A 26707-nucleotide genomic window follows, 5' to 3' on the forward strand; every position below is an offset into this window, starting at 1 on the left:
GTGGATTTACTTATGCTTTGCCAGTACAAGACACTCCTCAACATCTCTGTGTCTGTCGCCCTGCCTGCCTAGCGTCATGTGCTTATAATCTGTTGATACCATATCTAAGGTATAGTCCTTGCCAAACACCTCAACAGCAAGTGCCTCTACTGTATCCATATCTATCATGCCGTTTTTGCTGTAGCTCAATACCAGGTTGCTTTTTGTGCTTTTTACGCCTTCAAACATATCCCGAAAGGCTTTACTAACTTTAGTCCTGATGCAAAAAGGCGACTGATGCCTACCTTCTCTATACCTGCCTTTTACCAGCTTTCCACCTTTTATCTGTAGCTCTGGGTAGTCGTACTTAACCAGTGTTTCTATTGCATGGTAAAACCGGCTGTAGTGTACAAAGCAGTACGGCGGGTCGGCATAAACAGTGCCACCAACAAAGCTTTTTAGGCAATCAACAAAATCAAGTGAAGTCGTTATGTGCTTCTGATTGGTTTTGGTTGCAGGTATATCAATCAGTGCATCATTGTATTTTCTTACAAAGTAATGCGTTAAGTCCCTGCGCCTGTAGATCATAATATCCTTCATGGATTTTATGTTCTTGGCATCGCGGTACTGTGCATAATGTCCTGTCCCTTGGCTTGTATAAGCCATTGCATACATCAGACTTGTAAGTATTACAGGGTAAACAGGCTTCCCCTTATACTCATCAGCTACTTCTCTAAATGCGTCAATCCAAATGCACTGCAAAGCAGTCCACCACGTACCGGCATAATTCTTAGTGAATAAGTGGTAATCATGGTTGAAATCTAATTCGATGAGTTTTCTATTGCTTTCTTCTACATCATTAAAGTGCTGTAAACTCTCAATATCTTTATACTGAAAATCATCAGTAATTAAGTGCAGATGTTTTTTGGCAATCCGTTCAGCCTTTTGTACAAGCTCATCCGCAGTAGGTACATTTTTACCCTTGTATGCAGTCAAGTAAGCCTGTGCTAATACTGCACTGTATTCTTGTATATCATTTGAATGCACTGGCACCTGGCTACGCAATGCACCAGCAAGGCTTGCACTTCCTGCAAACAAGTCAAGAATTGTGCCGCCAGCATAAACTTGATTTATACCATTAATAACAAAATCCATAATTTTGGATTTCGACCCCATATACTTTATGTAATGCGGATATTCATAGGCCATTAAAAGACTTGACTGTGGAGCTTCACTTAACATGTATGTACCTTTAAAGTGCTGCATGTTTCTTATCGGTTTTAGGCTCTACAGGTGGTAACAAGTCTTTATATACTTGTTCCAACAGCCATTCCTTCATAGTCAAACCTCTTTCCTTTAAAGCCCTTCGTATTTGCAGCTTTAATTTAGGGTCTAACTCTATAACCAATCTGCCACTATTTCCAACTGCCATAGTCTAGCTCATATAATGTTATGTCACATAACATATGTTGCACCAAGAAAATCACTTAAGCAAGCTGGGCAATACACTGAAAAGACTTCACGAACTTCCGGCTTTTCTGACTTTTGGAGGCCGGACAGTACATTATAATGGGTACCTTCTGAGAAGGTCGCCGCCATCACTGACAGAGGCATAGCTAACATCAAAAAAAATGCAGATAATACTTTTCTCACTAATATCGCCTTATTATTACAGCTGAAAATTGATCGCATTTGCGATTCTCTTACGATTACCTCTGTACGTTTTTTGATCCAGATCAAACTATAAAGGATTGTGCATGAAATATATCGGCGCCCATGTCAGCGCTGCAGGCGGGGTCGAAAACGCCCCGGCCAATGCCCACAAGCTCGGAGCGACTGCGTTTGCTCTCTTCACAAAAAATCAGCGCCAATGGAAAGCCAGGCCGCTGAGTGACAAAAATATTGAGCTGTTCAAAAAACGGTGTGAGGAATACGGTTACAAACCCGAGCAGATTCTTCCGCATGACAGCTATCTTATAAACCTTGGTCATCCGGAACAAGAAGGTTTGCAAAAATCCAGAGAAGCGTTCGTTGATGAGATCCAGCGCTGCATGCAACTGGGGCTGGACAGACTGAATTTCCACCCCGGCAGCCATTTACGGAAAATTGAGATTTCAGCCTGTCTGGGCCGTATCGCCGAGTCCATTAATCGGGCACTGGATCAGACAGAAGGTGTCATAGCCGTTATCGAAAACACCGCCGGACAGGGCAGCAACCTTGGCTGGCGTTTTGAAGAGCTGGCAGAAATCATTGACCAGATAGAAGACAAAAGCCGTGTAGGAGTCTGTCTGGATACCTGTCACACCTTTGCCGCAGGTTATGACCTGAGAACACCAGACGCCTGTGAAGCGACTTTTGCTGAGTTTGAAAAAACAGTGGGCTTCCAGTACCTCAAAGGTATGCACCTGAACGATTCGAAAACCGAACTAAACTCCCGCAAGGATCGCCATCACAGCCTTGGGCAGGGAGAAATCGGCTGGGATGTGTTCAGGTATATTATGCAGGATACTCGCTTTGACCGGGTTCCCATGGTTCTGGAAACCATTGACGACACCCTCTGGGCGGATGAAATTGAAGCTCTCAAGATGATGGCGGTGTAACCGGCTGTTGGCTTTTTTGCTGTTGGCTTTTTTGCTGTTGGCTGCTGGCTGCTGGCTGCTGGCTGTTCATGAGCCAACAGCCAATAGCTAATAGCTAATAGCCAACAACGTATAACTCAGGCAACGCCCTGAATCAGGCTGGAAATACCTTGTTCAGCAAATGACTGATTCTGAGCCATTTCAGTGATCTGTTCCTGAGAATATTGCTCACCGTCGTATACCACGACAATGCTGGTGTCGCCCGATTGCAGGAAATTGGTTTCGCCGTATTCGGTGTAGCGGGTGGCACCAATGCTGATCAACGCCTGATGTGGATAACCCGCATCAGCCAGGTAAACCGAAATATTTTCTGCCGGACCCACGTCTTTCTGATTGTTCATACGATCAACAATCCAGTTAAGCAGCCTCTCGTGGAAGTAGCTGTAACCCACGACCGGACTGTCTTCGCCATAACGGGCCACCCGGTCGCCACGCTTATGAAAACTGGCAATACGGAAACGATCCAGAACGCCACCCTGCTGCAAGTGATCCAGCTCAATCATAGTGCCGGAGACACCTTTCGTCTGCTTTCCCCAGTTTTTCTTTTCGCTGATTTTTTTAGCGTTGGGTTTACGAATAGAACAGTCGTTATAGGCTGCGAACTTAACAGGAGTCAGCGCCGTTACTTTTCCTTTGTCGTAATGAATGTCGCACAGCAGGGCCACTTCAGGCTCAATCTGAAGGTTATCTGCATCGTTAGGTGGAACAATTGTACTGTTACACAAAGGGTAAGTGGATAGAAAACCCGCTTCCTCAGACGGTACATAGAAAGGAAAAATGGCTTTAGGAGCCACCGCATCTTCTGTTTTTACAGCCACAAAATCCGCAGCTTCACCGGCCTGCTCCAGATGACCGGCAAAGTTACCGGCAACGCCCAGTCCGATTACATGTTTGAACGGCATAATCAATTAATCACTTTTGATCTTAAATAGTTGGAAACGAGAGTTTACAGATACAGGGAGAACAGTTCGAGTGTTGGGAATGATGAATGAGGCTGATGAAATCAAGAATTCGCAATAGTTAAAGGTGAATTTGTTCGTATACTTTTCAGCAACACTCCGCCAATAAAGGCTTTGTAGCTGAATAGGTGCCGGGCTATGAGCGTAGATTTATTCGATCTGAGACAGGGCGATATTCTGCTCATGCACAGGGCGGGCAGTGATGCCACTAAAGAGTTGATACACAGTCACGCGGCCGTTATTGCTTTGGAGAATGAGGGTGACACTGGAATTCCCCTGGTGTTCGATATCATTGGCGCTTATGGGTTTCAGCGAATACCAATGCCAAGATCACGTCAGCTTCTCTGGTCGGTTTTCCGGTTGAAGGTAGAAGATATTGGCCGCAAGGTGGCTTCAACAGGCAGCTTGTGGCTCGGCAACAGTGAAGTCATTGAGTCACAACGTGACTGCTCCCCACCCTATCGGGTGAGGCTTCTGATTTCTTAGGCAGCAACCGACAGTATGCCGGATTTACGCAAGCCTCCATCAGCAGAAACGGACAGTCCTTCCGCCTTTAATTTCAATATGCCTTGCTTCTTGATATTGCGAGCTGCATTAATATCCCGGTCATGGATAGCACCACAGCTACACTCCCATGATCGGATTCTCAATGGCATTTTTTCCTGTTTCAAATCGCAGACTGAGCAAGTTTTAGAGGATGCAAACCACTGGTCTATCTTCACCAGATGTTTACCTTCCTGCTTTGCCTTGTATTCGAGTTTGGTTATCAGTGAGTGCCAGCCAGCATCAGCAATAGAACGAGCAAGACGCTTGTTCTTGAGCATGTTTTTAACTTTCAGTGTCTCCACAATCACCGCTTGGTTTTCGTCGATGAGTTGTTTTGATAGCTTATGCTGAAAATCATTACGGGCAAAGGCTACACGCTCATGCGCCTTTGCCACCAATAAACGGGCTTTGTGCCTACCTTTTGAGCCTTTCTTGCAGCGAGATAGAGCCTGTTGTTTTCTTTTCAGGTTACGTTGTGCTTTTTTCAGAAAGCGAGGATTGCCAGTCTTATGGCCGGTACTGGTGATAGCCAGATCAGTAATCCCCATATCAACACCGACAACCTGATTAGCTTCAAGATTATCAATCTGTTTTGGTTGTTCCTGGGTATCATCAGCCAATATGGAGGCAAAATACTTGCCGGTTAGCGTTCTGCTCAGGGTGATAGACTTCACCTTACCCACTATTTCACCCTAAATTCAGCAGTTGAACGCCACTGAGCCATGCCATTAGGAATAGCTTCTCACGGTTCTGAGCAGCGTTTTTTTAAGTCATTAGCCCGATCGAATTAATGGTTGCATCGTAATAACCTGCCCTTTTTTCAAAAATTTTGAGACCGCTTTCGTTAAAATACGACACCATGCGTTAATTGGATTCAACTGCGGTGCGATACTTTTGATTGAATCAAAAAAATCACACAGTTCACTTTGTAATTTCGCAATTTTATACATCCATCGATGCTGGCTTGTCAGCTTTATTTTCTTTTGGTTGCCAGAGTGGGTCAGCTTGCCAATTGAACTCATTAATAAGGGACGGCTGGTAATTGATTCTTTATGGGAGTCCGGATTACTCAATCGAACGTATAGCGTCCACCAGTTGTAAACCAAGGCAACCATTCGGGCCAGCATTCGACATCTTGCCATATCTTTTGTTACATAACCGCCCCAGCCCCATTGGTTTTTGATTTCATCAAAGTTATTTTCACAGTCAGCCCTATTGCGATAATGATTAATGATCGAGACTATATCATTATCAAGAGATGTGACCAGAACCGAATACTCGTAAGCTTTTATATTTTCTGGCTCTTCTATTAATGCTAACGTTTGTTGACGTTCTTTTATTCCTTTTTCCAACATCGGTATTTCATTTTCAGGACGCCGTCTTCGAACAATAATTATGCGTCTTTCTTTTTTCCAACCTGACAGTTTAATTACGGATTCTTTTCCCTCCCAATGGTTGTCGTATTTTACCCATCCTCCGCTACAGTGCGCATTCCCTATGGCTTTCTTAACGTTGTCGTGCTTCTTCATTTTAAAAAGATAATGACAACCAGCATCTTCCAATTCGCTCATTACCCGGTCACTTCCCCAATCACAATCACCACGAACAAATTCAGGCCAGCAGCGTTTTGGAAGTCGATTTAATAGCTCCATTAAACCGGGTAAAGAGTATTTACTTTGACTTTGATTTCCGGGTCTGACTTCAACTTCCAGTATTAATTTAAGATTAGCCATCATATATGAGTGGTAAGTATGAGAGGGTCTCCCTTTCTTATGTGGGTTATAGCCATTAACCGCTCCTTCCTGATGCCCATAAATGGTTTTCACGGTAACATCAACATCCATAATCCATGGAATGGTTAATAACGGATCAAAACAGAGATGGAGGTGTTTTTGCATCCATTCAACGCCTTCATCTTCGTCAATCTTCTTTAAACCACGCCTGGCAGAATCATCGCTGACAATTTTTTTCATCCCGAGCAACTGAGCGTTTACTTTATCACCAATAATTGTTCCGATATGCGCATAGCGTTTATGTCCTGAAAGAATGGAAAGCATTAATGAGCCAATCACATCCACTTTTTGAGGGGCGTTTGGGCTTTTATAAGTTAGTGGGCAATCGTTAATCCAGGGTTCAAATCGGTGACCTGTTTTTAAAAACTGTATAAAAAAAGGAAGCTGTCCCATTGGGGTGACCGATGCTTCAGGCTCCCACTCGACATGAATTTTACCGTCGAAAGAATCGACTTCGAGTTTGACGGATAAGGGATCTTTTTCCATTTCAGACAACTCACCCTTTGGGGGAGTGGGTTTTGGTGGTCGAACCATCTTCGAGCCCTCAATATTGTTGAGGGTTAGAGTTTAGCTCAGGGGTTAACCGCTGAATTTAGGTTCACGATGCACTTTAGCCCTTATGGGCTTGCGCTTGGGGATTTTTATCCAGTTATCGCCCACAGAGACAGACGTACAATGGTAGCTACTTTGCTTGCCATGCTTTTTCTTGAAGCGAGGAAATCTTGCCTGCAATTTGGGATTGAAAAAGTTTTGAAAGGCCGTATCCAGATTGATAGTGGCCTGTTGCAGTGCAATAGAGTCAGCGTTTTTCAGCCATGAGTACTTTCGGCTTTTCTTGGCTTTTGCCAGCAAGGGCTTCAGGTGTTTTTTGGGAGAAAGGCTCTGCCCACGAACCTTGTAATAATGAACCTTAATAGCCAGGGCCTTGTTCCATACGAACCGCACAGCATCAAACTGACGGTCGAGAAATTCCGCCTGCTCTGATGTTGGATAGATTCGTACTTTGGTGGCTCTCAGCATGGAACGTTATTTCAGTGCTCATTAATATAAAATTTATATTACAGGTATTTGAAAGAGGTTTTCAAGTGAGCGCACACAATAAAGATTTGCTTAAAGGGTATCTTCGCAAACGACATAGCGTTACCAAGCTGGTTGTTCATTTGGTGTTCACGACAAAGTACAGGCGAAAGCTTTTTGATGGCTATATGATCAAGCAGTTACGGGAGTCGTTCGAGAGTGCATGCGAAAAACTGGAATGCCAGTTACTTGAAATGGATGGCGAAAAAGATCACGTACACCTGTTGGTGGCCTACCCACCAAAACTGGCTATCAGTGTCATGGTAAATAATCTCAAATCAACATCATCACGACGGTTGCGAATGCTGAATACCCACCTTACTGCTCAGAGCAAAGCAGGCTTAATGTGGTCAAGGTCTTACTTTGCTTGCAGTGCTGGCGGTGCAACTATCGAGACTCTGAAGGACTACGTTAATAGCCAGAGTACACCAGATTGATGGCGGAAGGCTCTGCGCCTTCCCGTCTTATATCCCCGCCCGCATTGGGCGAGGGTTTACGACGATTTTGCTAAAAGGCAGGCAATCAGTTCGCCCAATGTTTATAGCCGCTCATCCCTCTTGACCGTCTTTTTTGGCAGCCCATATTTTGGACCTAAAGCCGCTGATTACGCCAGACGCCTGCGCGAGGAACACTGGGATACCCCTCCAGACGAACTCAGGCAAAACAGGGCTGGTCTGTTTTCGGGCGTGACCTGTACCTTCCTGCCGATTGTTCTTTATCAAACCGTCCTTGGCGTCGCCGGCTCCGAGGAGTTTATGGCGATTGATCCCAGAAAGTCATTGCCAAAAGATCTGGCAAAGTATCTTCTTAACAATCAACACTGGGAATTTTTAGGATTGTGCGAAAAAAGATGAGCGCCCCCGGAGCAGCGGCGGTGAATTAGCCCCGGGGTCGCATTAAACACACTCAGAACTGCTTCAGAATACCCTGTACCGTGTCGTTTGCATCACCAAACAACATGCTGGAGTTTTCCCTGAAGAACAGCGGGTTCTGCACACCGGCGTACCCCGTCGCCATAGAGCGTTTGAAGACAATGACCTGACCCGCTTCCCATACGCGCAAGACCGGCATTCCGGCAATTGGACTACCAGGGTCTTCCTCAGCAGCCGGGTTCACGGTGTCGTTGGCGCCAATGACCAGCACCACATCGGTATCAGTGAAATCGTCGTTGAGTTCATCCATCTCTTCCACAATGTCATAGGGCACTTTCGCTTCTGCCAGCAGTACATTCATGTGGCCTGGCAGACGCCCCGCCACCGGGTGAATACCAAAACGAACGTTAACCTTCCGGTCACGCAGTTGAGTGACCAGTTCACGCAAAGGATGCTGCGCCTGGGCCACTGCCATGCCGTAACCGGGCGTGATGATGACGCTGGATGCATTTTTCAGCATTTCGGCCACGTCTTCCACATTGACTTCCGTATGCTCGCCCTGCTCACCACCTTCGGCCATGGCACCTTCTTCAGCACCGAAACCACCCAGAATCACGGAGACAAATGAGCGGTTCATGGCTGCACACATGAGGTAAGACAGAATCGCACCGGACGAACCGACCATGGCACCGGTAATAATCAGCAGGTTATTACCCAGCATAAAGCCGGTAGCTGCGGCAGCGATACCGGAATAGGCATTCAGCATGGATACCACCACAGGCATGTCGGCACCACCAATACCCATCACCAGCGTGATGCCAAAGGCAAAGGCAAAGCCAGTCATCAGCAACAGCGCCAGCAAACTGTTCTGTTGCACATACACCACTGCCATCAGTACCGCAAAGCCAATAATGGCAAGGTTGCTCCAGTGACCGCCGGGCAAAGAGGCAGGACGGCTGGAAATTCGGCCATGCAGCTTCAGACAAGCCAGCACAGAACCACTGAAGGTAACAGCACCGACAATGACACCAAAGGCGACCTGAATGTCGTGTATCAGCGCTTCAGAAGAAGACAGCAGACTTTCAACCACAGAAACATTCATGCCTTCAATAGCGCTGGAGAAACCAATCAATACCGCAGCCAGGCCACCGAAACCATTCAGGATGGCTACCAGCTGAGGCATCTCGGTCATTTCCACTTTCTTCGCCAGGTACAGACCAATGCCTGCGCCAACAATCATCAACACCGTCACCAGGGTAATACCCGTGACATGGGCATGAGCCAGGGTAGCCAGAACGGCTATCGCCATACCCACCATGCCATAGAGGTTGCCGCTTCTTGCACTTTCCTGACGGCTCAGGCCCGCCAGGCTCATAACGAACAGCAGGGCTGCTACCAGATAAGCGGATACAAGTAATCCTTCGGACATTTCCACTGACTCCTTACTGATCCCTGATGAACATTTTCAGCATACGCTGGCTAACGGCAAAACCGCCGACGATATTGATCACGGCCACCACCAGCGCAATACCCGACAGTGCCAGTACAATTGGGCTATCACTGCTCATCTGCACCAATGCGCCTACAACAATGATGCCACTGATGGCATTGGTCACACTCATCAAGGGGGTGTGCAGGGCAGAAGTCACGTTCCAGATCACGTAGTAGCCGACAATCGACGACAGTACAAACACCGTAAAGTGTTCAAGGAAACTGGCTGGTGCAGAGTTAGCGACGCAGGCAAACAGTGCAGCACCGGCTGCCAGCAATGCAGGTTTAAGCCAGGGGCGACTGGCTTTTTCTGCTTTAGCGGCCTGAGCCTCAACCGGTGCCGTTTTGGCTACCGGAGCAGCACTGACTTTTACCGGAGGCGGTGGCCAGGTGATATTGCCTTCTTTAATGACCGTCAAACCCCGAACCACTTCATCATCGAAATCGATGACCAGGCGGCCATCTTTTTCCGGAGTCATCAGCTTCAGCATGTTGACGAGATTGGTGCCATAAAGCTGGGAAGACTGGGTTGGCAAACGGCTTGGCATATCGGTAAAGCCGATCACCGTAACCCCCTCTTTTACCACGGCTTTGTCTTTTTCAGTGCACTCACAGTTACCACCGTTTTGTGCCGCCAGATCGACCACCACACTGCCGGGCTTCATGGCTTTAACCATGTCTTCGGTGATGAGCGTGGGGGCCGCACGGCCAGGAATCAGGGCCGTGGTGATGATGATATCGACGTCTTTGGCCTGCTCCATAAACAGTGCCATTTCCGCATCAATAAATGCCTGACTCATTTCCTTTGCATAACCGTCAGAAGAATCCTGCTCTTCTTCATAGTCAAGTTCAAGGAATTCGGCCCCCATGCTTTCAACCTGCTCCTTAACCTCGGGGCGCGTATCGAAAGCACGAACAACGGCACCCATGCTACCAGCAGCCCCCAGAGCTGCCAGACCAGAAACACCGGCACCGATAACCAGAACTTTCGCAGGGGGAATTTTACCGGCTGCGGTGATCTGACCATTAAAGAAACGACCAAAATGATGGGAGGCCTCAACCACCGCCCGATAGCCAGCAATATTAGCCATGGAGCTGAGGGCATCAAGAGACTGGGAACGTGACAGGCGGGGTACGCTGTCCAGAGCCAGCACATTGATGTTGCGCTGGCTGAGCTGTTGCATCAATTCTTCATTCTGGCCGGGCCAGATAAAGCTGGCGAGAGTAGCGCCATCTTTCAGCAGAGCGATTTCGTCGACCGTCGGTGCATTCACCTTCATAACGATATCGGCAGCCCAGACCAGGCTACGTTCCGCAACTTCAGCGCCAGCTTCTGTATAAGCCGTATCGTCAAAACTGGCTTTACTGCCAGCCCCGCTTTCAATAACGATGTCGTAACCGAGCTTGATTAACTTCTTGACGGTGTCGGGCGTTGCCGCTACCCGGTTTTCATTATCCTGAACCTCTTCAGGAATCCCTATTCGCATATCAGTCACCTGTTTATTATCAAAGACTTGATCAGGACGTGTGATCGAATGACTAATGTCGTTTATACCGCAACTGGAAAGCAGGATTCAGCCAACATGACTGCTCAACCAACATGCCAGCTCTCAGTACGCTTCTGGTGTATATACCATGACTCTTTTTTTATTTGCCGTGTTTCTTCCGTGAATGACGGCTGAGATATTAGACCAACGTCTAATATCTTCACTGGAGCGCTCATAGTATGCGATTTTCAGGGAAAGTGGTAATCGAGTAGTGCTTCCGTGCGTTATCAATCAGGTGACGAATATCACCAAACAGCTGTTTTCTACAGCAGTGAGCGATGGCAGGGTTTTGGATTTGTTCTTGTTAGTCATATCAGCGGTATTCTTTCTGGTAGCATCTACCTGCCGCAGCATTTTTTATACTTCTTGCCGCTACCACAGGGGCAGGGGGCGTTTCGGCCTGTTTTGGTACCTTCACGGATAAAAGGCGTATCTGAGCTTTCGTGGAAAATCTGGTTATATATATTACCAATAGCCTGATTTTGCGCAGCTCTCTGGCGTGATTTTTCTTCAATCATAGCGGTTATTTCATCCAGTTCGTCCGGATCAAATTCAAAAACCTGATTCATCCCCCATGCTTCGAGTTCTTTATCGGCTTCACGAATATAGCCAAACTCCTTAACAAGTCTTTCACGATTGGCACTGAACCACTGTTCAGGTGTTCCCTCACAATATTCCTTTGCCCTCTCGAAAGATCGGAGATTAATCATCTCACCTATAAAGCCCGCCTCACTGGCACGGAGGATATCATCCAGCATTTCCTGCGGATGAATCTCTAAGCAGAGATCGTAACTTTTCTACAAACCACTAAACATAAGCTCAAAGTCGTCTACTTTTAGAGTATGCAAAATGCTCATGTTTCAGGATCAGGCACAACACCTGCATTACTGCCTGCCCCCTTTGCTACCTCGCAGGTCATCCTCACCAAGCAGGAACACATCCAGCTAAAACAGCAGGCCAACCTCTGGCATGCCATGTGGAAGGCGGCCTGTGGCCGAGAGAAAAAAGTATTGGCTAAAAATGCCTCTCTTATCGCTCAGCATAAAGCCGAAATGGCTGGGTTGAACACCCAGGTCGCTGATCTGAAATCAGAACTGGCACACATGAAGCACTTGCTTTTCGGTCGTAAATCAGAGAAGACCAGTTCTTCTTCAAAGAAAAGTGGCAATACTACCCGGCCACCTTCAAATCGAAAACGAGGTCACCAGCCCGGAGTCCCCGGCTCTGGTCGCCATCTTCACAACAACCTGCCAGTGGTTCATGAGTCTGTAGACTTACCAGTGGACAAACAGTGTTGTACAGTCTGTCACCGGCCATTCAAGTCTTTTTTCAATGACGACAGCTGCGACGTAATTGAAGTTGAAGTTAAGGCTCACGTTCGTCGTTATCACCGAAGGCATTACCAAAAAACTTGCCAGTGCCCTGAAACGCCCAATATTACTACTCCACCACCTCCACCAAGACTCATCAACAAAGGAAAGCTTGGTATTTCTGTCTGGGTGGAGCTGTTGCTGAATAAGTACGCATACGGCATCCCCATAAACAGGCAACTTGAGTCTTATAAGACTCAGGGACTGGAACTGTCGCAGGCGACCATCTCCTTTGGCCTGGAAGCTATAACGCCCTTTTTTGAGCCGGTTGCCGAAGCTACTCGGGAATTCGTCGCCAGTAGCGATCAGTGGCATGCTGATGAAACCCGGTGGATCAGCTGGGCACATGAGACCACAGGTTCTCACAAACATTGGCTTTGGGTATTTCTCTGTGATCAGGCGGTTTATTTCAGCATTGCTGACACCCGTGCGGCTGTCGTACCAGAGTCGATCATTGGTGACGGGGCTGGAACGCTGGTGTGTGACCGATACTCAGCGTACAAAAAGCTTGCGAATGATGCGGTGTCTATTAATTTAGCTTTCTGCTGGGCTCACGTCAGGCGGGATTTTATTGACGCTCAACGAGGTGATCCGGAGTTGGAGAAATGGAGCGCCACCTGGGTGAACAGGATTGGTCGTTTATATCATCTTAATAGTCAGCGACTTGAAGTGCTTGATGAACCAGAGCAGCTAGCAACACAGCAGTTACGGCTTGAACATCAGGTAGAGCAGATGGCAATCCAGAGGGTTCAGGAACTTAATCGTCCTAAACTGCGAGTCAGAGCGAAAAAAGTGCTCGAAAGTCTACAGAATCACTGGGAAGGATTGACCCGCTTTGTCACTGATCCCGGTATCCCCATGGATAACAACGCTGCAGAGCAAGCACTGCGCACAGGTGTCGTTGGCAGGAAGAATTACTACGGCTCTGGCAGCGTATGGAGTGCTGATATAGCCGCTTTTCTATTCAGCGTTTTTATGACGCTAAAGCTTTGGGATATTAATCCAAAAATCTGGCTGGGTGCCTATCTTGAGGCTTGTGCCATAAATGGCAGGAAGCCACCTAATGATCTCACTCCTTATCTGCCCTGGTTAATGAGTGAGGAGCGGCTTTGTGAAATGCGCAATCATGATCCGCCAAAGGTATAACAATTGGAGGCAACAATAGGGAAAAGCGGTGTCTTAATTGCTAATTTTGAAGCGGTTTGTAGAAAAGTTACCAGAGATCATACAAAACCATCCAGAGAGGGCAGAAGTCGCGTGAGTCATGCTGTAATGCAAACGTCTCAAACACGTTCGAGAGAAAACCGGTCAGGTCTCTCCGCTCTATATCACCTTCGAAATAACAGCTCTTCAACGCTTCCAGTGCCCGGCAGCGAAGCTCTATATCCTGACCATGATCAACGATAATGGCTTTCAGTTTGTCGATATCATTGGCCAACACTGAGGCAATAACTCTTGCCATTGCGTCTTCCGGCATGCAACAAATGAGTTCTTCATAAGCCGTCTCTTCGCCCCAGTTATCAGGATCAAAGCGGTCAGAAATATCCTGTATAACCGGGAATAGTGCTGCCTCACGACATTGCGCCAGCAAAGCAAGAGCCACCATATGGAGGCAATTACCGTCTTCTTCACTGTAACCTTCCGGGTTTTCTGCAAAATCCCTGATGGCTTCCAACAGCAGGGGCACTGCTTCTTCCTGATGAGCTATGATTTTTCTGAGTTCTTCGCCGGGAAAGTAGTTTGGTTCAAGTTTGGTAAAAGGCTTGATAAGAGGGTAGTCTAAAAACACTGTCATACTCCGGATTTTAAGTTAAAGCTTGTTCAACCATAGCATCGGCCAGATGCAAGCGGGTTTGTTGGGCTTGTTGGAGGTGGGTTTTGAGTTGGTTGCAGATAGCCATAAGGGAAGCAGCAGAACATAATATACCGCTGTTGGCTGTTGGCTGTATGAGCAGCTAATAGCCAAAAGCCAACAGCCCGGTAAGTTATTGAATGCTGCGCCCCTAAGCTGACCAGCTTTGCTCATAATTCTTGGTATCTCAGCTTCTGGGGCAATCGCTATAACCATATTTTTCATGATTGTGCCGTTAACGTTAGCCTGTCCACATTGCTGTTATAGATGTGAAACAATCTGTGTTTCACGGAAAATAGGTGTGACCATATTAGTGTTCATAAACTCAGGAAGCTTTGTTTCTTTCAGAGTTCTGATTCGAATCATGAACTACTGGAACAAAACATTGTCAAACTGGAGCTTCACTCAGGCAATGATGACGTTTTTTATTTAAGCAGTCGTTCGCTGGGGGGGGGAGAGCTTTTGTGACAACAGATCATCATGGTAAACAGCAGGAGTACTTTTTTGAGCGAACTCTATAACGTCTATTGCGACGAATCTTGTCACCTCGAAAACGACAGGCAGCCTTTTATGGTGCTGGGTGCTATCTGGTGCCCAGTCAGCAAGCGCAGGGAAGCAGCTCGCAGACTGAGGGAAATTCGACAGAAACATGGTCTCTCGCCTCAGATGGAAATTAAATGGACCAGTGTTTCACCAGCAAAACTACCTTTTTATCTCGATATTCTGGACTATTTCTTTGATGACGATGACTTGCACTTTCGAGGAGTTATTGCTGATAAAAGCGCATTAAATCATGCCCGGTTTGGGCAGGATCACGATACATGGTATTACAAAATGTATTTCACCATGCTCAAGGCTATCTTTGATACTCAGGCTCATTACCGAATTTGTCTGGATATCAAGGATACCCAGGGTGGCAATAAGGTTCGTAAATTGCATGATGCTCTTTGCAATAACCTCTATGACTTCTCCCAGCATGTAGTCCAGAGAGTTCAGCTGGTTGAGTCAAAGCACGTTGATCATATGCAACTGGCAGATTTATTGATTGGAGCTGTGATGTATCCGTCATTCAGCACCTATATCAGGAATAAATCTCTTGGTACGATCGGCCAAGAATTGAAATGATGGTTAATTGCCTCTCCTGCAAGCCAACGACATGTTTTTCATGACCATCGACTAATAAAACATTAATTCCCTGAAAGCAAAAAAATACCCAGCGTGCAGTCGGATTCTGATAGGGCTTTCGCTTCATATCCGGAAAGAACCTACTCTGACGCTTTAATTCATGCCTGATTCGATGCTGTATCGCTGCGTAGACTAACAGACAAAGCGTCATCACCATAAGCAACGCTTCTATACGTTCCGGCTTCTTTAAAAACAGCGAGGAGACCAGAAATTCAGGGCTTTTCAGAAACCGAAATCCACGCTCCACCGACTGCTGTGATTTATAAGTGCTCAACACTTCTGCTGAACTTAGCTGGCTCTTGTCCAGATTGTTTGTTGCCAACACAAAGCACCCCAGAGAGGCCTCTGCTACTTCACGACAGTCAACAGATACCCAAGGATGACCGCTGACATAATACTCCACGCTATCTGGTTTGCTGTCTTTCTCCGGACGTCCCGCTTTGGTATAGCATGGTTTTGTCGTAATTACAGGTTCTGCCTGACAATAATTGCTTTTTGATTGCCACTCATTGAACGCACGCAATGCGTCCGTTTCACACTTGAACGGTTTCTTCGCCAGCTTGCTGGTCAGTGCTTCCGCTTCTTTTTCTGACTTTTTCAACAGTTTTTTGAGCAGTGTTTTCTGTTCGCTTTTCCGAGCCTGTTCACTGCGAATCAGAACCCACCGTTGAGATACATCCGCATAGTCGGACAGTACTTCGCAGCTCTCATAACCTTCGGCACCTTCAACCGGTGTCATCGCACAAGAAGCGACACTGTCCACAAGCTCTCTTGCGGCTTTTATTTTAGCCGGAACCCGGGTGATAAACTGTTGCTCTTGCTGATGTAATATACGTACATTGTCTGTTGTGTAAAGTGCAGCATCGCCGATCAGGTAACGATTATTCAGCGCCTCTTTGTAGCATTTCAAATGCTTGCTGATGACTTTTTTAAAATTAGTGTTGTCGTTTATATTGCCACTGGATGCGGCCATGAATACGGGAATACCCGCCTGATTTTCAGTCATTAGGAGCAGTATCGCCTGATTTAATTCAGGTCGGTGATCTCTGCTGTATCCACGACAGATTTTAATGCAGTTCAGGTCTTCTTCATCGACTTCAGACTCACTGTTATAACGACCGTCCACATGAAAGCTGGTTGAATCAAGATTCAGAGCATTACACGGCAGTTTCAATACATTAACGGCCTTGACAGCCAGTGATAAATAGACCTCACTTACACCCAGTTCAAAAATTTGATCCAAGGCTCTGCCGAGTACACTTTCGTTGATATGTTCCGGCTCTATACCCGGTCGAATAAGTTTATCCAGTGGCTTGTCGGCGTGAAACTCAGGGAACATGTGGAGTGTGCGAGCAGTGAAGCCCAGTCCGTTAAGCAGCATTGAGACAACGGTTTCTCCGAAGGAAATCTTTCTGGTTTCAGATTGGTTGGGAACCAGAGAATCCAGAAGGTTAGCGATCCCGAGCTCTTTGCACATACCGGCCACCAACCCAGTATGGTCGATGCGTTGAATGTGAAATTGATGAGGTTGCATGGCATATGCTCAGTCTGAAAATTTTTTACATTTTAGATGGTTTTAGGAAATTCTCAGATTAAGTGCTGAATGACGGATGTATGCAAACAGAGGAGAGTTCAATAGCACAGCGAAAAGGCAGGTGGAGATGGTCGAACGAATGCGGCAACGCTCCAGATACAGCCTGACCCGGTCAACACTGCTGAAAGAGAATAAATGCAATTTGCTGAAGTGGACACCTGTGGGGGGAGCTAATGCCTGACAATTCAGAACCAGACTGGTTGCCTCCTCTTATTAGGCTCGAAGACTATAGCGGTTCATGGGATGACTTTTTCAGTGCTGTTTATCAGATATTTATGGAAGATTTTGTCCAGCGGAAACCCATTTTTGAAGGTCGTATGCTTGGGTTAAAACGGCATCCTGAAGTCCAGCCACTTTTTGGCACATGATCTCTGAAGGCAGCGTGGAGGAAGAGCGAACTCCAGATCTTCTCCGGATGGAAAGGATTCGCTGGCCAGCTCCTGTCATTGAGCATTCTGGTGATGGTGTCATTAAGGTTTGACGAAATCAGCGCAGAAGGAATGAAACAAGAGTTTTGCTTTGGCTGGAAGAGCTTGACTATCTGGTCGTCCTGGCAGATCGGGGCAGTTACATCTTGCCTTGGACAGCATATTGCATCGATAGAGAGCACAAAAGGAGAAAACTCCAAAAAGAGTACCAGAAATACTGGCAAGATCAGGGAATTCAGAAGGTCTAAAAAGACAAAAGGCGCCGCAATTGACTATTGTGACGCCTTCGTTACTCCTTCCACAGCATGGTGGATGAGCTAACTGAACAATAGTAATTCACATCGGGTTAGTCAAGCAAAGCTTGAGGTTTGTCAGGCTGGATAACCGAACTGACAGTAAGTCTTACTACTCCCCCCCCGAAGTTTATCGGTTGATGGCAGGGCAGTTAACGAGGGGGCATATTCCAGTCAAAATGAACACCTAAGGGGAGTCAATGTGAGAAAGTTAATGGGTTATGCACTTATTACTTGAATTCAGGTTTGTTGATTAAACCCAATCTGCCTATTTGCAATCACAGCCTTTCCGATAGAACCGCCGATACAAACCATCAAAATATCGCCTGCAATAGCTTCAGTGCTATACGATAACCCCTCAGGACTAAGAGTTTTCTCTGGCTCTAAAATGTCACCCGAGGGTGTTATTTGCCCCGGCCCAATAAACGGAATATTTCCGCCAAAAAAATCAGGCTGCTTTGTACTAGGAGCCTGACCGAGAATAGCTTAGGCAGTCCTCCTAAAGGTTTCGCAAAATTCAAAATGAGCAAAAAACAACCACTTTTTGAGGTTGATTTGCTCATTTTTGCAAATTTACAGCTTTTCTTTGCCTTTATGCCGCTTTTTTAACCTTTTTTAAATCCTCAAGACGGAGTGACCCCGTTGAAGCTTTCTTCACGATTTTTTTGAAATTATGCACTGTGCATACCAGTGAAAACTCTGCTTCCACTTTCTCTTTCCCGCGCAGACTGAAACTCCTGAATCCAGAGTTTTTTATCTGACCAAACGGTGGTTCCGCTATTACTTTGCGACGTTCGTATACCGCTTTCGCTTCGCTTGTTTCCATTTTTTTATTCATGGCTTGTCGTGCAGTTTCAAACTTGTCTGTGCGAATTACCTTGCCTGCACTTTTCTTGGAGCCACTGCATCTGGAGCGGTAAGCGCACTCTCGGCATACTTCCTTGTTTGCCCGGTAGCCTTTCCTCTTAGCTTTACTGGCTGGATTGGTAACCAATTTTTCCCCAGCCGGACAGATGAAGACGTCAGCTTCAATATTGTATGTAAAATCCGCTTTGACAAATTTTCGATCAGTATTTTCAAGGTCCGTAACAGCCGGTTTTTCTTCCTTGTCAGTAGCGATATAACCGTCTATTCCATGTTTATCCAAGGTGTGCAGATTTGGCCCTGAAAAATAGCCGTTGTCCATACTCCATTTATCCACAGCCGCGCCATCGGTAGATTCTGACAAAGCCTGAAGAGCCGGTTCTACTTCCTGTATGTCGTTGGCGCGTTGACTGATGTGTTGGCCGACAATGATCTGGTGATCCGCATCTACATTAATTTGGGCATTGTAGCTGTATTCGCAGTACCCCTTCTTGCTCATCATCCGGGCATCATGGTCTGCAAAGCTAATCTGTTTCTTGTCGTCTATTGGCTCGTCCGGATTGAGGGCTTTCTCACGCTCTTCCAGTGCTTTTTTAGCAGCCTTAATTTTCTTCAGCCGTTCTTCTTTAAACAGGAGGTCTTCAGGAATACTGTAGCCATTGGTTTCTTTGTAGGCGTCGTCTTCTTCCTGATCGCACTGGCTGGCTTTTTTGATCAGTTCATCAACCTCAGCGCTGAGTTCTGCCTCTTTGGCTTTAAGCCGGCCGTAGCTCATGGCCTTATGCTTTGAACTGTTGGCTTTGAATTTCGAACCATCCAGGCTGATATGCCCAAGCGATGCCAGTTTCAGCTCCATCGCCAGCTTGACGGACTGTTTGAAACAGTCATGAAAAAACGACAGGTTGTTTTTGCGGAAGTCCCCCAGGACCCGAAAGTTTGGGCAATTCATCTGAGAGATGTACATGAATGCCAAGTCCTGCCGACACCGTTTTTCTATTTCACGGGAGCTGAATACACCATGACTGTAGGCGTAGATCAGGATACCTACGATCAGCTTGGGTGGGTAGGCATGCTGTCCAAGGTGATGGTACTGCTTTTCAACTTCCGAGGTATCAATGTTCTGGAAGATGGTCTCATAGATGTAGCAGTCATGATCTTGGGGAAGAAGATCAAAGATGTTGGTTGGAAACAGCAGGTGCTGGTCGAACTCAACAGGGCTATCCTTGAATTTTGGTGGTGGCGACATCAGGCTTCATCAGGGCTGCGTTTTGAACGCTATTATATCAGATAAATCCTATTCTCGGTCAGGCTCCTAGGAGTTTTACCTGTAGCTCCTAGCCCAGTATCGCCAAGTCTTGCCCAGACCCACCCAGCAGGTAAGTTAAAAGGCTTTTTAGCCTCTGAAATTTCCGATAGCTTTTTGGGTTTCTTGATTTTCTTTTCTTTTACCAGCTGAGCTTTATCTTCAGCATTTTCGCCGTGAGCCCCCTGACTTCTAGGCAGGGGATGTAAGGCGGGAGTCCGCAAGGGCTCCTAATCAGGTCTGGCTTGATTTTCAATGTAGGTTTTAAGCACATCAATGCTTGCACCCCCGCAACTTCCGGCAAAGTATGACCTTGCCCACAAAGCGTTTTTCAAATACGCAGGCTTTACCAGTTCAGGATGATAGAGCTTCATTTTTCGACTGCTAACCCCTTTGAGACTGTTCACCAGCTTTGATAGTTGCACCTTTGGCGGATAGTGAACAAGTATGTGAATGTGATCCATTTCCCCATTGAACTCGACCAACTCTACCTCAAACTCGTTACACACATGCCGGAATATGCCTTCCAGTGTTTCAAGATGTTTGTCGTTAAACACCTTGCCCCTGTATTTGGTGGAAAAAACCAGATGAGCATGAAGCTCAAAAGCACAATGCCTACCTTTTCGTATTGACAAAATACACCAACCTGCCATCGTGCTGATTACTGCTTAAATATCGATGTATAACAGATATACACCAATGCTTAAAGCCACCAAGATACGCATTTATCCAACACCAGACCAGGCGGAATTTTTAAACCGCCAGTTTGGTGCTGTGCGTATGGTCTGGAACAAAGCCCTGGCAATCAAGACTCACTATTACAAGATACGAGAGCAAAATCTTTCACCAAAGAAAGACCTGAAGCCATTACTGTCGAAAGCCAAAAAAAGCCGAAAATACTCATGGCTGAAAGAGGCTGACTCCATGGCCTTGCAGCAGTCTGTCATCAATTTGGACAAGGCTTTCCAGAACTGCAAACCCATCAAAGCAAGGGTTCACAGGGAAATAACTGACAACATCAAGTCCATCACGTTAACCATGACACCAACGGGCAAGTATTATGCGTCAGTTCTGGCTGAAGATGGCAAGGCTGAAGTAAAACCAGTTACAGACATTCACGAAAATCATGTGACGGGTGTTGATGTTGGCTTAACGGATATTGTCATTACCAGCAATGGCGTTAAAACTGGCAATCCCCGATTCATAAAAAATGCACAGCGCAACCTGAAGCGTAAGCAGAAGAAACTTTCCCGATGCAAGAAAGGCTCTAAAGGCAGAGCCAAAGCCCGACTACTCGTAGCAAAGGCGCATGAGCGTGTAGCCTTTGCCCGTAATGACTTCCAGCACAAACTTTCCAAACAACTCATTGACGAAAACCAAGCGGTGATTGTGGAAACGCTGAAAGTAAAAAACATGCTCAAGAATCATTGCCTTGCCCGATCCATTGCCGATGCAGGCTGGCATTCCCTCATAACCAAGCTGGACTACAAAGCGAAGCAGGCAGGAAAACATCTGGTGAAGATAAACCAGTGGTTTGCGTCTTGTGACTGCTCCCCACCCTATCGGGTGAGGCTTCTGATTTCTTAGGCAGCAACCGACAGTCTGCCGGATTTACGCAAGCCTCCATCAGCAGAAACGGACAGTCCTTCCGCCTTTAATTTCAATATGCCTTGCTTCTTGATATTGCGAGCTGCATTAATATCCCGGTCATGGATAGCACCACAGCTACACTCCCATGATCGGATTCTCAATGGCATTTTTTCCTGTTTCAAATCGCAGACTGAGCAAGTTTTAGAGGATGCAAACCACTGGTCTATCTTCACCAGATGTTTACCTTCCTGCTTTGCCTTGTATTCGAGTTTGGTTATCAGTGAGTGCCAGCCAGCATCAGCAATAGAACGAGCAAGACGCTTGTTCTTGAGCATGTTTTTAACTTTCAGTGTCTCCACAATCACCGCTTGGTTTTCGTCGATGAGTTGTTTTGATAGCTTATGCTGAAAATCATTACGGGCAAAGGCTACACGCTCATGCGCCTTTGCCACCAATAAACGGGCTTTGTGCCTACCTTTTGAGCCTTTCTTGCAGCGAGATAGAGCCTGTTGTTTTCTTTTCAGGTTACGTTGTGCTTTTTTCAGAAAGCGAGGATTGCCAGTCTTATGGCCGGTACTGGTGATAGCCAGATCAGTAATCCCCATATCAACACCGACAACCTGATTAGCTTCAAGATTATCAATCTGTTTTGGTTGTTCCTGGGTATCATCAGCCAATATGGAGGCAAAATACTTGCCGGTTAGCGTTCTGCTCAGGGTGATAGACTTCACCTTACCCACTATTTCACGATGCACTTTAGCCCTTATGGGCTTGCACTTGGGGATTTTTATCCCGTTATCGCCCACAGAGACAGACGTACAATGGTAGCTACTTTGCTTGCCATGCTTTTTCTTGAAGCGAGGAAATCTTGCCTGCAATTTGGGATTGAAAAAGTTTTGAAAGGCCGTATCCAGATTGATAGTGGCCTGTTGCAGTGCAATAGAGTCAGCGTTTTTCAGCCATGAGTACTTTCGGCTTTTCTTGGCTTTTGCCAGCAAGGGCTTCAGGTGTTTTTTGGGAGAAAGGCTCTGCCCACGAACCTTGTAATAATGAACCTTAATAGCCAGGGCCTTGTTCCATACGAACCGCACAGCATCAAACTGACGGTCGAGAAATTCCGCCTGCTCTGATGTTGGATAGATTCGTACTTTGGTGGCTCTCAGCATGGAACGTTATTTCAGTGCTCATTAATATAAAGTTTATATTATAGGTATTTGAAAGAGGTTTTCAAGTGAGCGCACACAACAAAGATTTGCTTAAAGGGTATCTTCGCAAACGACATAGCGTTACCAAGCTGGTTGTTCATTTGGTGTTCACGACAAAGTACAGGCGAAAGCTTTTTGATGGCTATATGATCAAGCAGTTACGGGAGTCGTTCGAGAGTGCATGTGAAAAACTGGAATGCCAGTTACTTGAAATGGATGGCGAAAAAGATCACGTACACCTGTTGGTGGCCTACCCACCAAAACTGGCTATCAGTGTCATGGTAAATAATCTCAAATCAACATCATCAAGACGGTTGCGAATGCTGAATACCCACCTTACTGCTCAGAGCAAAGCAGGCTTAATGTGGTCAAGGTCTTACTTTGCTTGCAGTGCTGGCGGTGCAACTATCGAGACTCTGAAGGACTACGTTAATAGCCAGAGTACACCAGATTGATGGCGGAAGGCTCTGCGCCTTCCCGTCTTATATCCCCGCCCGCATTGGGCGAGGGTTTACGACGATTTTGCTAAGGGGAACGGAAGGTTAGAATATACCGCTGTTGGCTATTAGCTTTTGGTGGTTGGCTGTCTGAGCAGCTAATAGCCAACCGCCAAAAGCCCGGTAAGACATTGAATGCTGCGCCCCTAACTCCCTCTCTTGATAGATGTTTTTGAGGTGCAAACTGATATTGTCAGTACTGGTTTCAAGCAGATCAGAGAGCTGACGCTGGGTGAGCCAGATGCTCTCTTGTTCCAGCAAAACATTAATGTCACCACTTTCCCCGGTGTAGATTCGAATGTCTCTCTGGCTTGGCTGTTCTGTCATCGTTTGTTATTCCTGCTTGCGAATTAAGGCCTGCCCCAGAATAGCCTTTAATTGCTCCTGTAGTCCGGCGATATGGCTTTGCTGCTCGGCATATTGTGCCAGCAGTTCTTCCGGATCATGGCTGATCACTTCGCCTTCGTGGGGGTTCTTGATATCCAGATTGAAGTTGCGCTCAATCACTTCATCAATGCTGACTTTCCAGGCGTGCTCGTTTTCTTCCCGTGCGGCAAAACCGTCGGCTTCATCGCCCCACCAGGCCATTTCCTGTTTGAATTCCTCAAACTTCATGGGTTTGGTTTTGCTGTAGTTCTTCACACCTTCCGGATAAGGGTGCTCGTAGAACCAGATATCTTTTGTGGGCTGCCCTTTGGTGAAGCCGACATTCACCACCCCAATCAGGAATAAATTGATTGGTACGTTTGACCCAGTATAAAAATGATCGTCGACTGACTTTCCGAGATGCCGACTACATGCTTCTCCGTCCCATTGATCGTCCACACATGAATACCCTCGAAGCAGCAGAAAATCCACCTGCCCGTGGGGTTCTTCGCCGGTTTCTTTTTCATGTCCGGGAACGTTCGACTCTGTCTTTTCAGCTCATAACGAATTCGATGTTGGATAGCAGCATAGACCATCAGGCAGAGAGTCATCACCATTAGCAGCGCTTCAATACGTTCCGGCTTCTTGAGATAAAGTGATGACACTAGGAAATCCGGGCTTTTCAGGAAACGAAAGCCTCTTTCAACCTGCTGTTGGGATTTATACGTCTTTAGCAGTTCAGTCGTATCCAGCCGGTCTGTATCCATGTCGTTGGTGCCCAGTATAAAGCAACCCAGTGACGCCTCAGCATCCCGGCGTCTCTCCACAGCTACTGAGCAGCAACCTGTCACGAAATATTCATAGTGGTCAGGAGGCATCCCGTCAGCAGGGCGACCTTTGGTATTGTAACAAGGCTTGCTAATGACCTTAGGTTCAGCCTGACAAAGTTTGGAATTCTTTTGCCATTGCCTGAAGGCTTCCATGGCGTCGGCTTCACACCGGAACGACTTTTTGCCCAGCTTTACCAGAGCCTCGGATTCTGTCAGGGATTTTTTCTGCATACGCCGGGTCAGTGTCTTCTGTTCCGCTTTCTGGCTCTGCTTGTTTCGAAACAGAACCCAGCGTTGTACGACACCGGCATACTCAGACAATGTCTCCACCGCTTCGTAATGGTCAAATCCATCCACCGCATTCATGGAGCGCGATGGTGCGCTACGTACCAGTTTTTTAGCATCACCGATATTGAGAGGGACTCGGGAAACAAACAACTGCTCCTGATGGCTGAGTTCCTGAAGGGTTCCTGCCACGTACATTGCGGCATCACCGACGAAATAACGGGCATTCAGAGCCGCTTTAAAGCTCTTTATGTGCTGGTTCACCACTTGTTTGAAACTGGTTTTATCCGTCACATTGCCACTGGCTGCTTTCATAAACAGTGGAATGCCTGCACGATTCTCGGTTAGCAGAAGTAATATGGCCTGATTCAAGTCCGGGCGATGGTCTCGACTGTAGCCCTTGCAAAGCCGGATACAATTAAGGTCTTCATCGCTCACTTCGTCATCACAATTATAACGACCATCGACGTGAAACCCTGTACCATCGAGGTTCAGTGCGTCGCACGGTAATTTGAGGTGCTTCGCCACCTTGATAGCCAGCTCGAAATGGACTTTACTAACATCCAGATCAAAAAGTACGTCCAGCGCCCTTCCCAGTACTTTGTCGTTTATGTGTTCGGGTTCAATCCCGCCCCTGATTAGTTTGTCGAGGGGTTTATTGGCGAAGAACTGAGGGAACATATGGAGAGACTGTCCTGTGAAGCCAAGACCGTTGATTATCATAGCTATCACGGCTTCACCGTGGGAAATGTTCCATTCGTCAGATAGCTTGGGGGCTCGTTTATCGATGTGCTCGACAATTCCCAGCTCTTTGCACATTCCAGCCACCAGACCGAGGTGATCCATGACCTGAGAGCGATATTGAACAGGAGGCATAAGGGGGGCTTCCCAATATTGGCTTATCTGTTAAATAGCAGATCTCAGGAAAATGTCGGGTGAAGAACAGGATATTGGTTTTAATGCCGGTGTATGGGTTAAACACGCCGTTGGGCAGGCGCACAACGGTGTGCAGGTTGCATTCTTCGGTAAGCAGTTTTTTGATCTTGGTTTTTACGCCTTCGCCAAACAGGGTGCCATCGGGCAGTACCACGGCTGCACGACCCCCTTTCTTTTCTGAAGAAGAGCCAGATAATATCTCGATAATCAGTTGCAGGAACAAATCCGCCGTTTCACGGGTTTGCAGCTCTGCCGGAAAGTTTTTCTCAATGCCGTCTTCCTCGGTGCCGCCAAAGGGAGGGTTGGTGACAATTACATCAATTTCTTCATCCCAGCTGCTCAGGGGCTTGTTGAGGGTGTTGCCGTGTTTGATCTGTAACGGCACTTCAATACCGTGCAGCAGCATATTGGTGGTGCAGAGCAAGTGTGGCAGCTGCTTTTTTTCGACGCCGTGAATTTGCTGTTGCAGCGCCCGATGGTCTTCGGTGGTTTTTACCTGCTCTTTCAGGTGGTCTACGGAACAGGCGAGAAAAACCCCTGTGCCACAGGCCGGGTCCATAATGCTTTCGCCCAGCTGCGGGTTGATGCGGTTCACCATAAAGCGGGTGACGGCTCGGGGCGTATAGAATTCACCGGCGTTACCGGCGCTTTGCAGGTCACGGAGAATCTGTTCGTAGATATCGCCAAACAGGTGTCGTTCTTTGGAGTCGGTAAAGTCCACCTCGTTCAGCTTGTTAATCACCTGTCGCAGCAGGGTGCCGTTTTTTCATGTAGTTGAAGGCATCGCTGAAGGCTTCTTTCACCACAAAACCACGGGGATTGGTGTGAATGGGGGCGGTCAGGTTTTTCAGCCTTGGAAACAGGTCGGTATTAATAAATTCCAGCAGTTCATCGCCGGTCATGCCCTGGTTGTCTGCCGCCCAGTTGCGCCACAGGTATTGCTCGGGAATTGGCAGACGGTAGTCGTCAAGCTCAAATTCCAGTTCTTCTTCCTGGGCATCGAATACTTTCAGAAACAGCAGCCAGGACATCTGCCCCAGTCGCTGGGCATCGCCATCGACACCGGCGTCTTTACGCATGATGTCCTGAATGGATTTGATTACGGAACTGATGGACATGGCGTTCTCTTTAAGTCGGTTTAACCACAGAGATCACAAAGGCCACAAAGTTTTTCTTTGTGAGCTCTGTGATCTCTGTGGTTTATAA

Annotated in this window: 30 protein-coding genes; 10 read left to right on the forward strand and 20 right to left on the reverse strand. The window is 46.9% G+C overall.

Annotated elements, in window-relative coordinates:
• Positions 1-6: 6 nt before the first annotated feature.
• Genes NX720_RS09290 through NX720_RS09300 form a run of 3 tightly spaced genes read right to left on the reverse strand, consistent with a single transcriptional unit; the run spans position 7 to position 1632 of the window.
• Positions 7-1221, reverse strand: a complete 1215-nt coding sequence (locus NX720_RS09290) for a DNA adenine methylase (protein ID WP_262600848.1) — start codon at positions 1219-1221, stop codon at positions 7-9.
• Positions 1222-1231: 10 nt separating this feature from the next.
• Positions 1232-1411 (reverse strand): hypothetical protein, encoded by a 180-nt coding sequence (locus NX720_RS09295; protein WP_262600849.1) that lies wholly within the window; start codon positions 1409-1411, stop codon positions 1232-1234.
• Positions 1412-1434: 23 nt separating this feature from the next.
• Positions 1435-1632: a hypothetical protein gene (locus NX720_RS09300; protein ID WP_262600850.1), complete on the reverse strand. Its 198-nt coding sequence runs from the start codon at positions 1630-1632 to the stop codon at positions 1435-1437.
• Positions 1633-1736: 104 nt separating this feature from the next.
• On the opposite strand from NX720_RS09300, the gene nfo reads away from it, so the two are divergent.
• Complete coding sequence (gene nfo / locus NX720_RS09305; protein WP_262600851.1) at positions 1737-2579, forward strand: deoxyribonuclease IV; 843 nt, start codon at positions 1737-1739, stop codon at positions 2577-2579.
• Positions 2580-2695: 116 nt separating this feature from the next.
• On the opposite strand, the gene NX720_RS09310 is transcribed toward nfo, so the two are convergent.
• On the reverse strand, positions 2696-3520 hold the full coding sequence (locus NX720_RS09310) for a DUF5718 family protein (RefSeq protein ID WP_262600852.1): 825 nt from the start codon (positions 3518-3520) through the stop codon (positions 2696-2698).
• 195 nt (positions 3521-3715) lie between these two features.
• On the opposite strand from NX720_RS09310, the gene NX720_RS09315 reads away from it, so the two are divergent.
• Complete coding sequence (locus tag NX720_RS09315; RefSeq protein WP_262600853.1) at positions 3716-4063, forward strand: hypothetical protein; 348 nt, start codon at positions 3716-3718, stop codon at positions 4061-4063.
• Here the strand turns inward: NX720_RS09315 and NX720_RS09320 are convergent.
• From NX720_RS09320 to NX720_RS09330, 3 genes are all read right to left on the reverse strand, one after another.
• Positions 4060-4806 carry an RNA-guided endonuclease InsQ/TnpB family protein gene (locus tag NX720_RS09320; RefSeq protein ID WP_262600854.1) on the reverse strand — a complete coding sequence of 249 codons (747 nt, stop codon included), beginning with the start codon at positions 4804-4806 and terminating at the stop codon, positions 4060-4062. The two genes, NX720_RS09315 and NX720_RS09320, sit on opposite strands and share 4 nt — an antisense overlap.
• A gap of 90 nt (positions 4807-4896) precedes the next feature.
• Entirely contained in the window at positions 4897-6450 is a 1554-nt protein-coding gene (locus NX720_RS09325; RefSeq protein WP_262598554.1) for a transposase, read from the reverse strand.
• A gap of 45 nt (positions 6451-6495) precedes the next feature.
• Positions 6496-6936, reverse strand: a complete 441-nt coding sequence (locus tag NX720_RS09330) for an RNA-guided endonuclease InsQ/TnpB family protein (RefSeq protein ID WP_262600855.1) — start codon at positions 6934-6936, stop codon at positions 6496-6498.
• Positions 6937-7001: 65 nt separating this feature from the next.
• On the opposite strand from NX720_RS09330, the gene tnpA (NX720_RS09335) reads away from it, so the two are divergent.
• Positions 7002-7430 carry an IS200/IS605 family transposase gene (gene tnpA / locus NX720_RS09335; RefSeq protein WP_262595354.1) on the forward strand — a complete coding sequence of 143 codons (429 nt, stop codon included), beginning with the start codon at positions 7002-7004 and terminating at the stop codon, positions 7428-7430.
• Between the two features lie 120 nt (positions 7431-7550).
• Positions 7551-7847 carry a hypothetical protein gene (locus NX720_RS09340; RefSeq protein ID WP_262600856.1) on the forward strand — a complete coding sequence of 99 codons (297 nt, stop codon included), beginning with the start codon at positions 7551-7553 and terminating at the stop codon, positions 7845-7847.
• Between the two features lie 52 nt (positions 7848-7899).
• Here NX720_RS09340 and pntB read toward each other — a convergent pair whose 3' ends face one another.
• The 3 genes from pntB to NX720_RS09355 all read right to left on the reverse strand — a co-directional run bounded on the left by pntB (position 7900) and on the right by NX720_RS09355 (position 11661).
• On the reverse strand, positions 7900-9294 hold the full coding sequence (gene pntB / locus NX720_RS09345; RefSeq protein WP_262600857.1) for a Re/Si-specific NAD(P)(+) transhydrogenase subunit beta: 1395 nt from the start codon (positions 9292-9294) through the stop codon (positions 7900-7902).
• Between the two features lie 13 nt (positions 9295-9307).
• Complete coding sequence (locus tag NX720_RS09350) at positions 9308-10843, reverse strand: Re/Si-specific NAD(P)(+) transhydrogenase subunit alpha (RefSeq protein WP_262600858.1); 1536 nt, start codon at positions 10841-10843, stop codon at positions 9308-9310.
• Between the two features lie 398 nt (positions 10844-11241).
• Positions 11242-11661 carry an SEC-C metal-binding domain-containing protein gene (locus NX720_RS09355; protein WP_262600859.1) on the reverse strand — a complete coding sequence of 140 codons (420 nt, stop codon included), beginning with the start codon at positions 11659-11661 and terminating at the stop codon, positions 11242-11244.
• Between the two features lie 84 nt (positions 11662-11745).
• Between NX720_RS09355 and tnpC the strand changes: the two genes are divergently transcribed.
• Positions 11746-13419 carry an IS66 family transposase gene (tnpC, locus tag NX720_RS09360; protein ID WP_262595730.1) on the forward strand — a complete coding sequence of 558 codons (1674 nt, stop codon included), beginning with the start codon at positions 11746-11748 and terminating at the stop codon, positions 13417-13419.
• A 67-nt stretch (positions 13420-13486) separates the two neighbouring features.
• Here tnpC and NX720_RS09365 read toward each other — a convergent pair whose 3' ends face one another.
• Positions 13487-14068 (reverse strand): DUF1186 family protein, encoded by a 582-nt coding sequence (locus NX720_RS09365; protein ID WP_262600860.1) that lies wholly within the window; start codon positions 14066-14068, stop codon positions 13487-13489.
• Between the two features lie 561 nt (positions 14069-14629).
• Between NX720_RS09365 and NX720_RS09370 the strand changes: the two genes are divergently transcribed.
• Positions 14630-15250, forward strand: coding sequence for a DUF3800 domain-containing protein (locus NX720_RS09370; protein ID WP_262600861.1), 621 nt, complete (start codon positions 14630-14632; stop codon positions 15248-15250).
• On the opposite strand, the gene NX720_RS09375 is transcribed toward NX720_RS09370, so the two are convergent.
• Positions 15207-16844: an IS1634 family transposase gene (locus NX720_RS09375; protein WP_262597167.1), complete on the reverse strand. Its 1638-nt coding sequence runs from the start codon at positions 16842-16844 to the stop codon at positions 15207-15209. The genes NX720_RS09370 and NX720_RS09375 overlap by 44 nt on opposite strands.
• Before the next feature lie 76 nt (positions 16845-16920).
• Between NX720_RS09375 and NX720_RS09380 the strand changes: the two genes are divergently transcribed.
• Together NX720_RS09380 and NX720_RS09385 are read left to right on the forward strand one after the other, a co-directional pair.
• A complete protein-coding gene (locus NX720_RS09380; RefSeq protein WP_262600862.1) occupies positions 16921-17085 on the forward strand; it encodes a hypothetical protein in 165 nt (54 codons plus the stop codon).
• Complete coding sequence (locus tag NX720_RS09385) at positions 17078-17272, forward strand: hypothetical protein (protein ID WP_262600863.1); 195 nt, start codon at positions 17078-17080, stop codon at positions 17270-17272. The genes NX720_RS09380 and NX720_RS09385 overlap by 8 nt, the downstream gene beginning before the upstream one ends.
• Before the next feature lie 945 nt (positions 17273-18217).
• On the opposite strand, the gene NX720_RS09390 is transcribed toward NX720_RS09385, so the two are convergent.
• Both NX720_RS09390 and tnpA (NX720_RS09395) read right to left on the reverse strand, forming a co-directional pair.
• Complete coding sequence (locus tag NX720_RS09390; RefSeq protein WP_262600768.1) at positions 18218-19735, reverse strand: IS1182 family transposase; 1518 nt, start codon at positions 19733-19735, stop codon at positions 18218-18220.
• Positions 19736-20022: 287 nt separating this feature from the next.
• Positions 20023-20445 carry an IS200/IS605 family transposase gene (tnpA, locus tag NX720_RS09395; protein ID WP_262600864.1) on the reverse strand — a complete coding sequence of 141 codons (423 nt, stop codon included), beginning with the start codon at positions 20443-20445 and terminating at the stop codon, positions 20023-20025.
• Between the two features lie 46 nt (positions 20446-20491).
• On the opposite strand from tnpA (NX720_RS09395), the gene NX720_RS09400 reads away from it, so the two are divergent.
• Complete coding sequence (locus NX720_RS09400; RefSeq protein ID WP_262600865.1) at positions 20492-21379, forward strand: RNA-guided endonuclease InsQ/TnpB family protein; 888 nt, start codon at positions 20492-20494, stop codon at positions 21377-21379.
• Here NX720_RS09400 and NX720_RS09405 read toward each other — a convergent pair.
• Positions 21376-22548 carry an RNA-guided endonuclease InsQ/TnpB family protein gene (locus NX720_RS09405; protein ID WP_262595932.1) on the reverse strand — a complete coding sequence of 391 codons (1173 nt, stop codon included), beginning with the start codon at positions 22546-22548 and terminating at the stop codon, positions 21376-21378. The genes NX720_RS09400 and NX720_RS09405 overlap by 4 nt on opposite strands.
• A 65-nt stretch (positions 22549-22613) precedes the next feature.
• Here NX720_RS09405 and tnpA (NX720_RS09410) point away from each other — a divergent pair, with 65 nt between their 5' ends.
• Positions 22614-23042, forward strand: a complete 429-nt coding sequence (gene tnpA / locus NX720_RS09410) for an IS200/IS605 family transposase (protein WP_262595354.1) — start codon at positions 22614-22616, stop codon at positions 23040-23042.
• A gap of 87 nt (positions 23043-23129) precedes the next feature.
• Here tnpA (NX720_RS09410) and NX720_RS09415 read toward each other — a convergent pair whose 3' ends face one another.
• The 5 genes from NX720_RS09415 to NX720_RS09435 are packed head-to-tail and all read right to left on the reverse strand — an operon-like array spanning position 23130 to position 26619.
• Positions 23130-23411: a hypothetical protein gene (locus NX720_RS09415; protein WP_262600866.1), complete on the reverse strand. Its 282-nt coding sequence runs from the start codon at positions 23409-23411 to the stop codon at positions 23130-23132.
• Between the two features lie 6 nt (positions 23412-23417).
• Positions 23418-23801, reverse strand: a complete 384-nt coding sequence (locus tag NX720_RS09420) for an SAM-dependent methyltransferase (RefSeq protein WP_262600867.1) — start codon at positions 23799-23801, stop codon at positions 23418-23420.
• Positions 23802-23806: 5 nt separating this feature from the next.
• Positions 23807-25441, reverse strand: coding sequence for an IS1634 family transposase (locus NX720_RS09425; protein ID WP_262600868.1), 1635 nt, complete (start codon positions 25439-25441; stop codon positions 23807-23809).
• Positions 25347-26243 carry an SAM-dependent methyltransferase gene (locus NX720_RS09430; protein WP_262600869.1) on the reverse strand — a complete coding sequence of 299 codons (897 nt, stop codon included), beginning with the start codon at positions 26241-26243 and terminating at the stop codon, positions 25347-25349. The genes NX720_RS09425 and NX720_RS09430 overlap by 95 nt, the downstream gene beginning before the upstream one ends.
• Positions 26236-26619: a type I restriction-modification system subunit M N-terminal domain-containing protein gene (locus NX720_RS09435; protein WP_262600870.1), complete on the reverse strand. Its 384-nt coding sequence runs from the start codon at positions 26617-26619 to the stop codon at positions 26236-26238. The genes NX720_RS09430 and NX720_RS09435 overlap by 8 nt, the downstream gene beginning before the upstream one ends.
• Between the last annotated feature and the right edge of the window lie 88 nt (positions 26620-26707).

The organism is Endozoicomonas euniceicola, from assembly GCF_025562755.1.
Classification (GTDB): domain Bacteria; phylum Pseudomonadota; class Gammaproteobacteria; order Pseudomonadales; family Endozoicomonadaceae; genus Endozoicomonas_A; species Endozoicomonas_A euniceicola.

Excerpts from the sequence above, each read along its gene's own strand:
- NX720_RS09290 (WP_262600848.1), bottom strand. The coding sequence starts at position 1,221 with ATGTTAAGTGAAGCTCCACAGTCAAGTCTTTTAATGGCCTATGAATAT.
- NX720_RS09295 (WP_262600849.1), bottom strand. The coding sequence starts at position 1,411 with ATGGCAGTTGGAAATAGTGGCAGATTGGTTATAGAGTTAGACCCTAAA.
- nfo (WP_262600851.1), top strand. The coding sequence starts at position 1,737 with ATGAAATATATCGGCGCCCATGTCAGCGCTGCAGGCGGGGTCGAAAAC.
- NX720_RS09310 (WP_262600852.1), bottom strand. The coding sequence starts at position 3,520 with ATGCCGTTCAAACATGTAATCGGACTGGGCGTTGCCGGTAACTTTGCC.
- NX720_RS09315 (WP_262600853.1), top strand. The coding sequence starts at position 3,716 with ATGAGCGTAGATTTATTCGATCTGAGACAGGGCGATATTCTGCTCATG.
- NX720_RS09325 (WP_262598554.1), bottom strand. The coding sequence starts at position 6,450 with ATGGTTCGACCACCAAAACCCACTCCCCCAAAGGGTGAGTTGTCTGAA.
- NX720_RS09330 (WP_262600855.1), bottom strand. The coding sequence starts at position 6,936 with ATGCTGAGAGCCACCAAAGTACGAATCTATCCAACATCAGAGCAGGCG.
- pntB (WP_262600857.1), bottom strand. The coding sequence starts at position 9,294 with ATGTCCGAAGGATTACTTGTATCCGCTTATCTGGTAGCAGCCCTGCTG.
- NX720_RS09350 (WP_262600858.1), bottom strand. The coding sequence starts at position 10,843 with ATGCGAATAGGGATTCCTGAAGAGGTTCAGGATAATGAAAACCGGGTA.
- NX720_RS09355 (WP_262600859.1), bottom strand. The coding sequence starts at position 11,661 with ATGCTGGATGATATCCTCCGTGCCAGTGAGGCGGGCTTTATAGGTGAG.
- tnpC (WP_262595730.1), top strand. The coding sequence starts at position 11,746 with ATGCAAAATGCTCATGTTTCAGGATCAGGCACAACACCTGCATTACTG.
- NX720_RS09365 (WP_262600860.1), bottom strand. The coding sequence starts at position 14,068 with ATGACAGTGTTTTTAGACTACCCTCTTATCAAGCCTTTTACCAAACTT.
- NX720_RS09375 (WP_262597167.1), bottom strand. The coding sequence starts at position 16,844 with ATGCAACCTCATCAATTTCACATTCAACGCATCGACCATACTGGGTTG.
- NX720_RS09380 (WP_262600862.1), top strand. The coding sequence starts at position 16,921 with ATGTATGCAAACAGAGGAGAGTTCAATAGCACAGCGAAAAGGCAGGTG.
- NX720_RS09385 (WP_262600863.1), top strand. The coding sequence starts at position 17,078 with ATGCCTGACAATTCAGAACCAGACTGGTTGCCTCCTCTTATTAGGCTC.
- NX720_RS09390 (WP_262600768.1), bottom strand. The coding sequence starts at position 19,735 with ATGTCGCCACCACCAAAATTCAAGGATAGCCCTGTTGAGTTCGACCAG.
- tnpA (WP_262600864.1), bottom strand. The coding sequence starts at position 20,445 with ATGGCAGGTTGGTGTATTTTGTCAATACGAAAAGGTAGGCATTGTGCT.
- NX720_RS09400 (WP_262600865.1), top strand. The coding sequence starts at position 20,492 with ATGCTTAAAGCCACCAAGATACGCATTTATCCAACACCAGACCAGGCG.
- NX720_RS09405 (WP_262595932.1), bottom strand. The coding sequence starts at position 22,548 with ATGCTGAGAGCCACCAAAGTACGAATCTATCCAACATCAGAGCAGGCG.
- NX720_RS09415 (WP_262600866.1), bottom strand. The coding sequence starts at position 23,411 with ATGACAGAACAGCCAAGCCAGAGAGACATTCGAATCTACACCGGGGAA.
- NX720_RS09425 (WP_262600868.1), bottom strand. The coding sequence starts at position 25,441 with ATGCCTCCTGTTCAATATCGCTCTCAGGTCATGGATCACCTCGGTCTG.
- NX720_RS09435 (WP_262600870.1), bottom strand. The coding sequence starts at position 26,619 with ATGTCCATCAGTTCCGTAATCAAATCCATTCAGGACATCATGCGTAAA.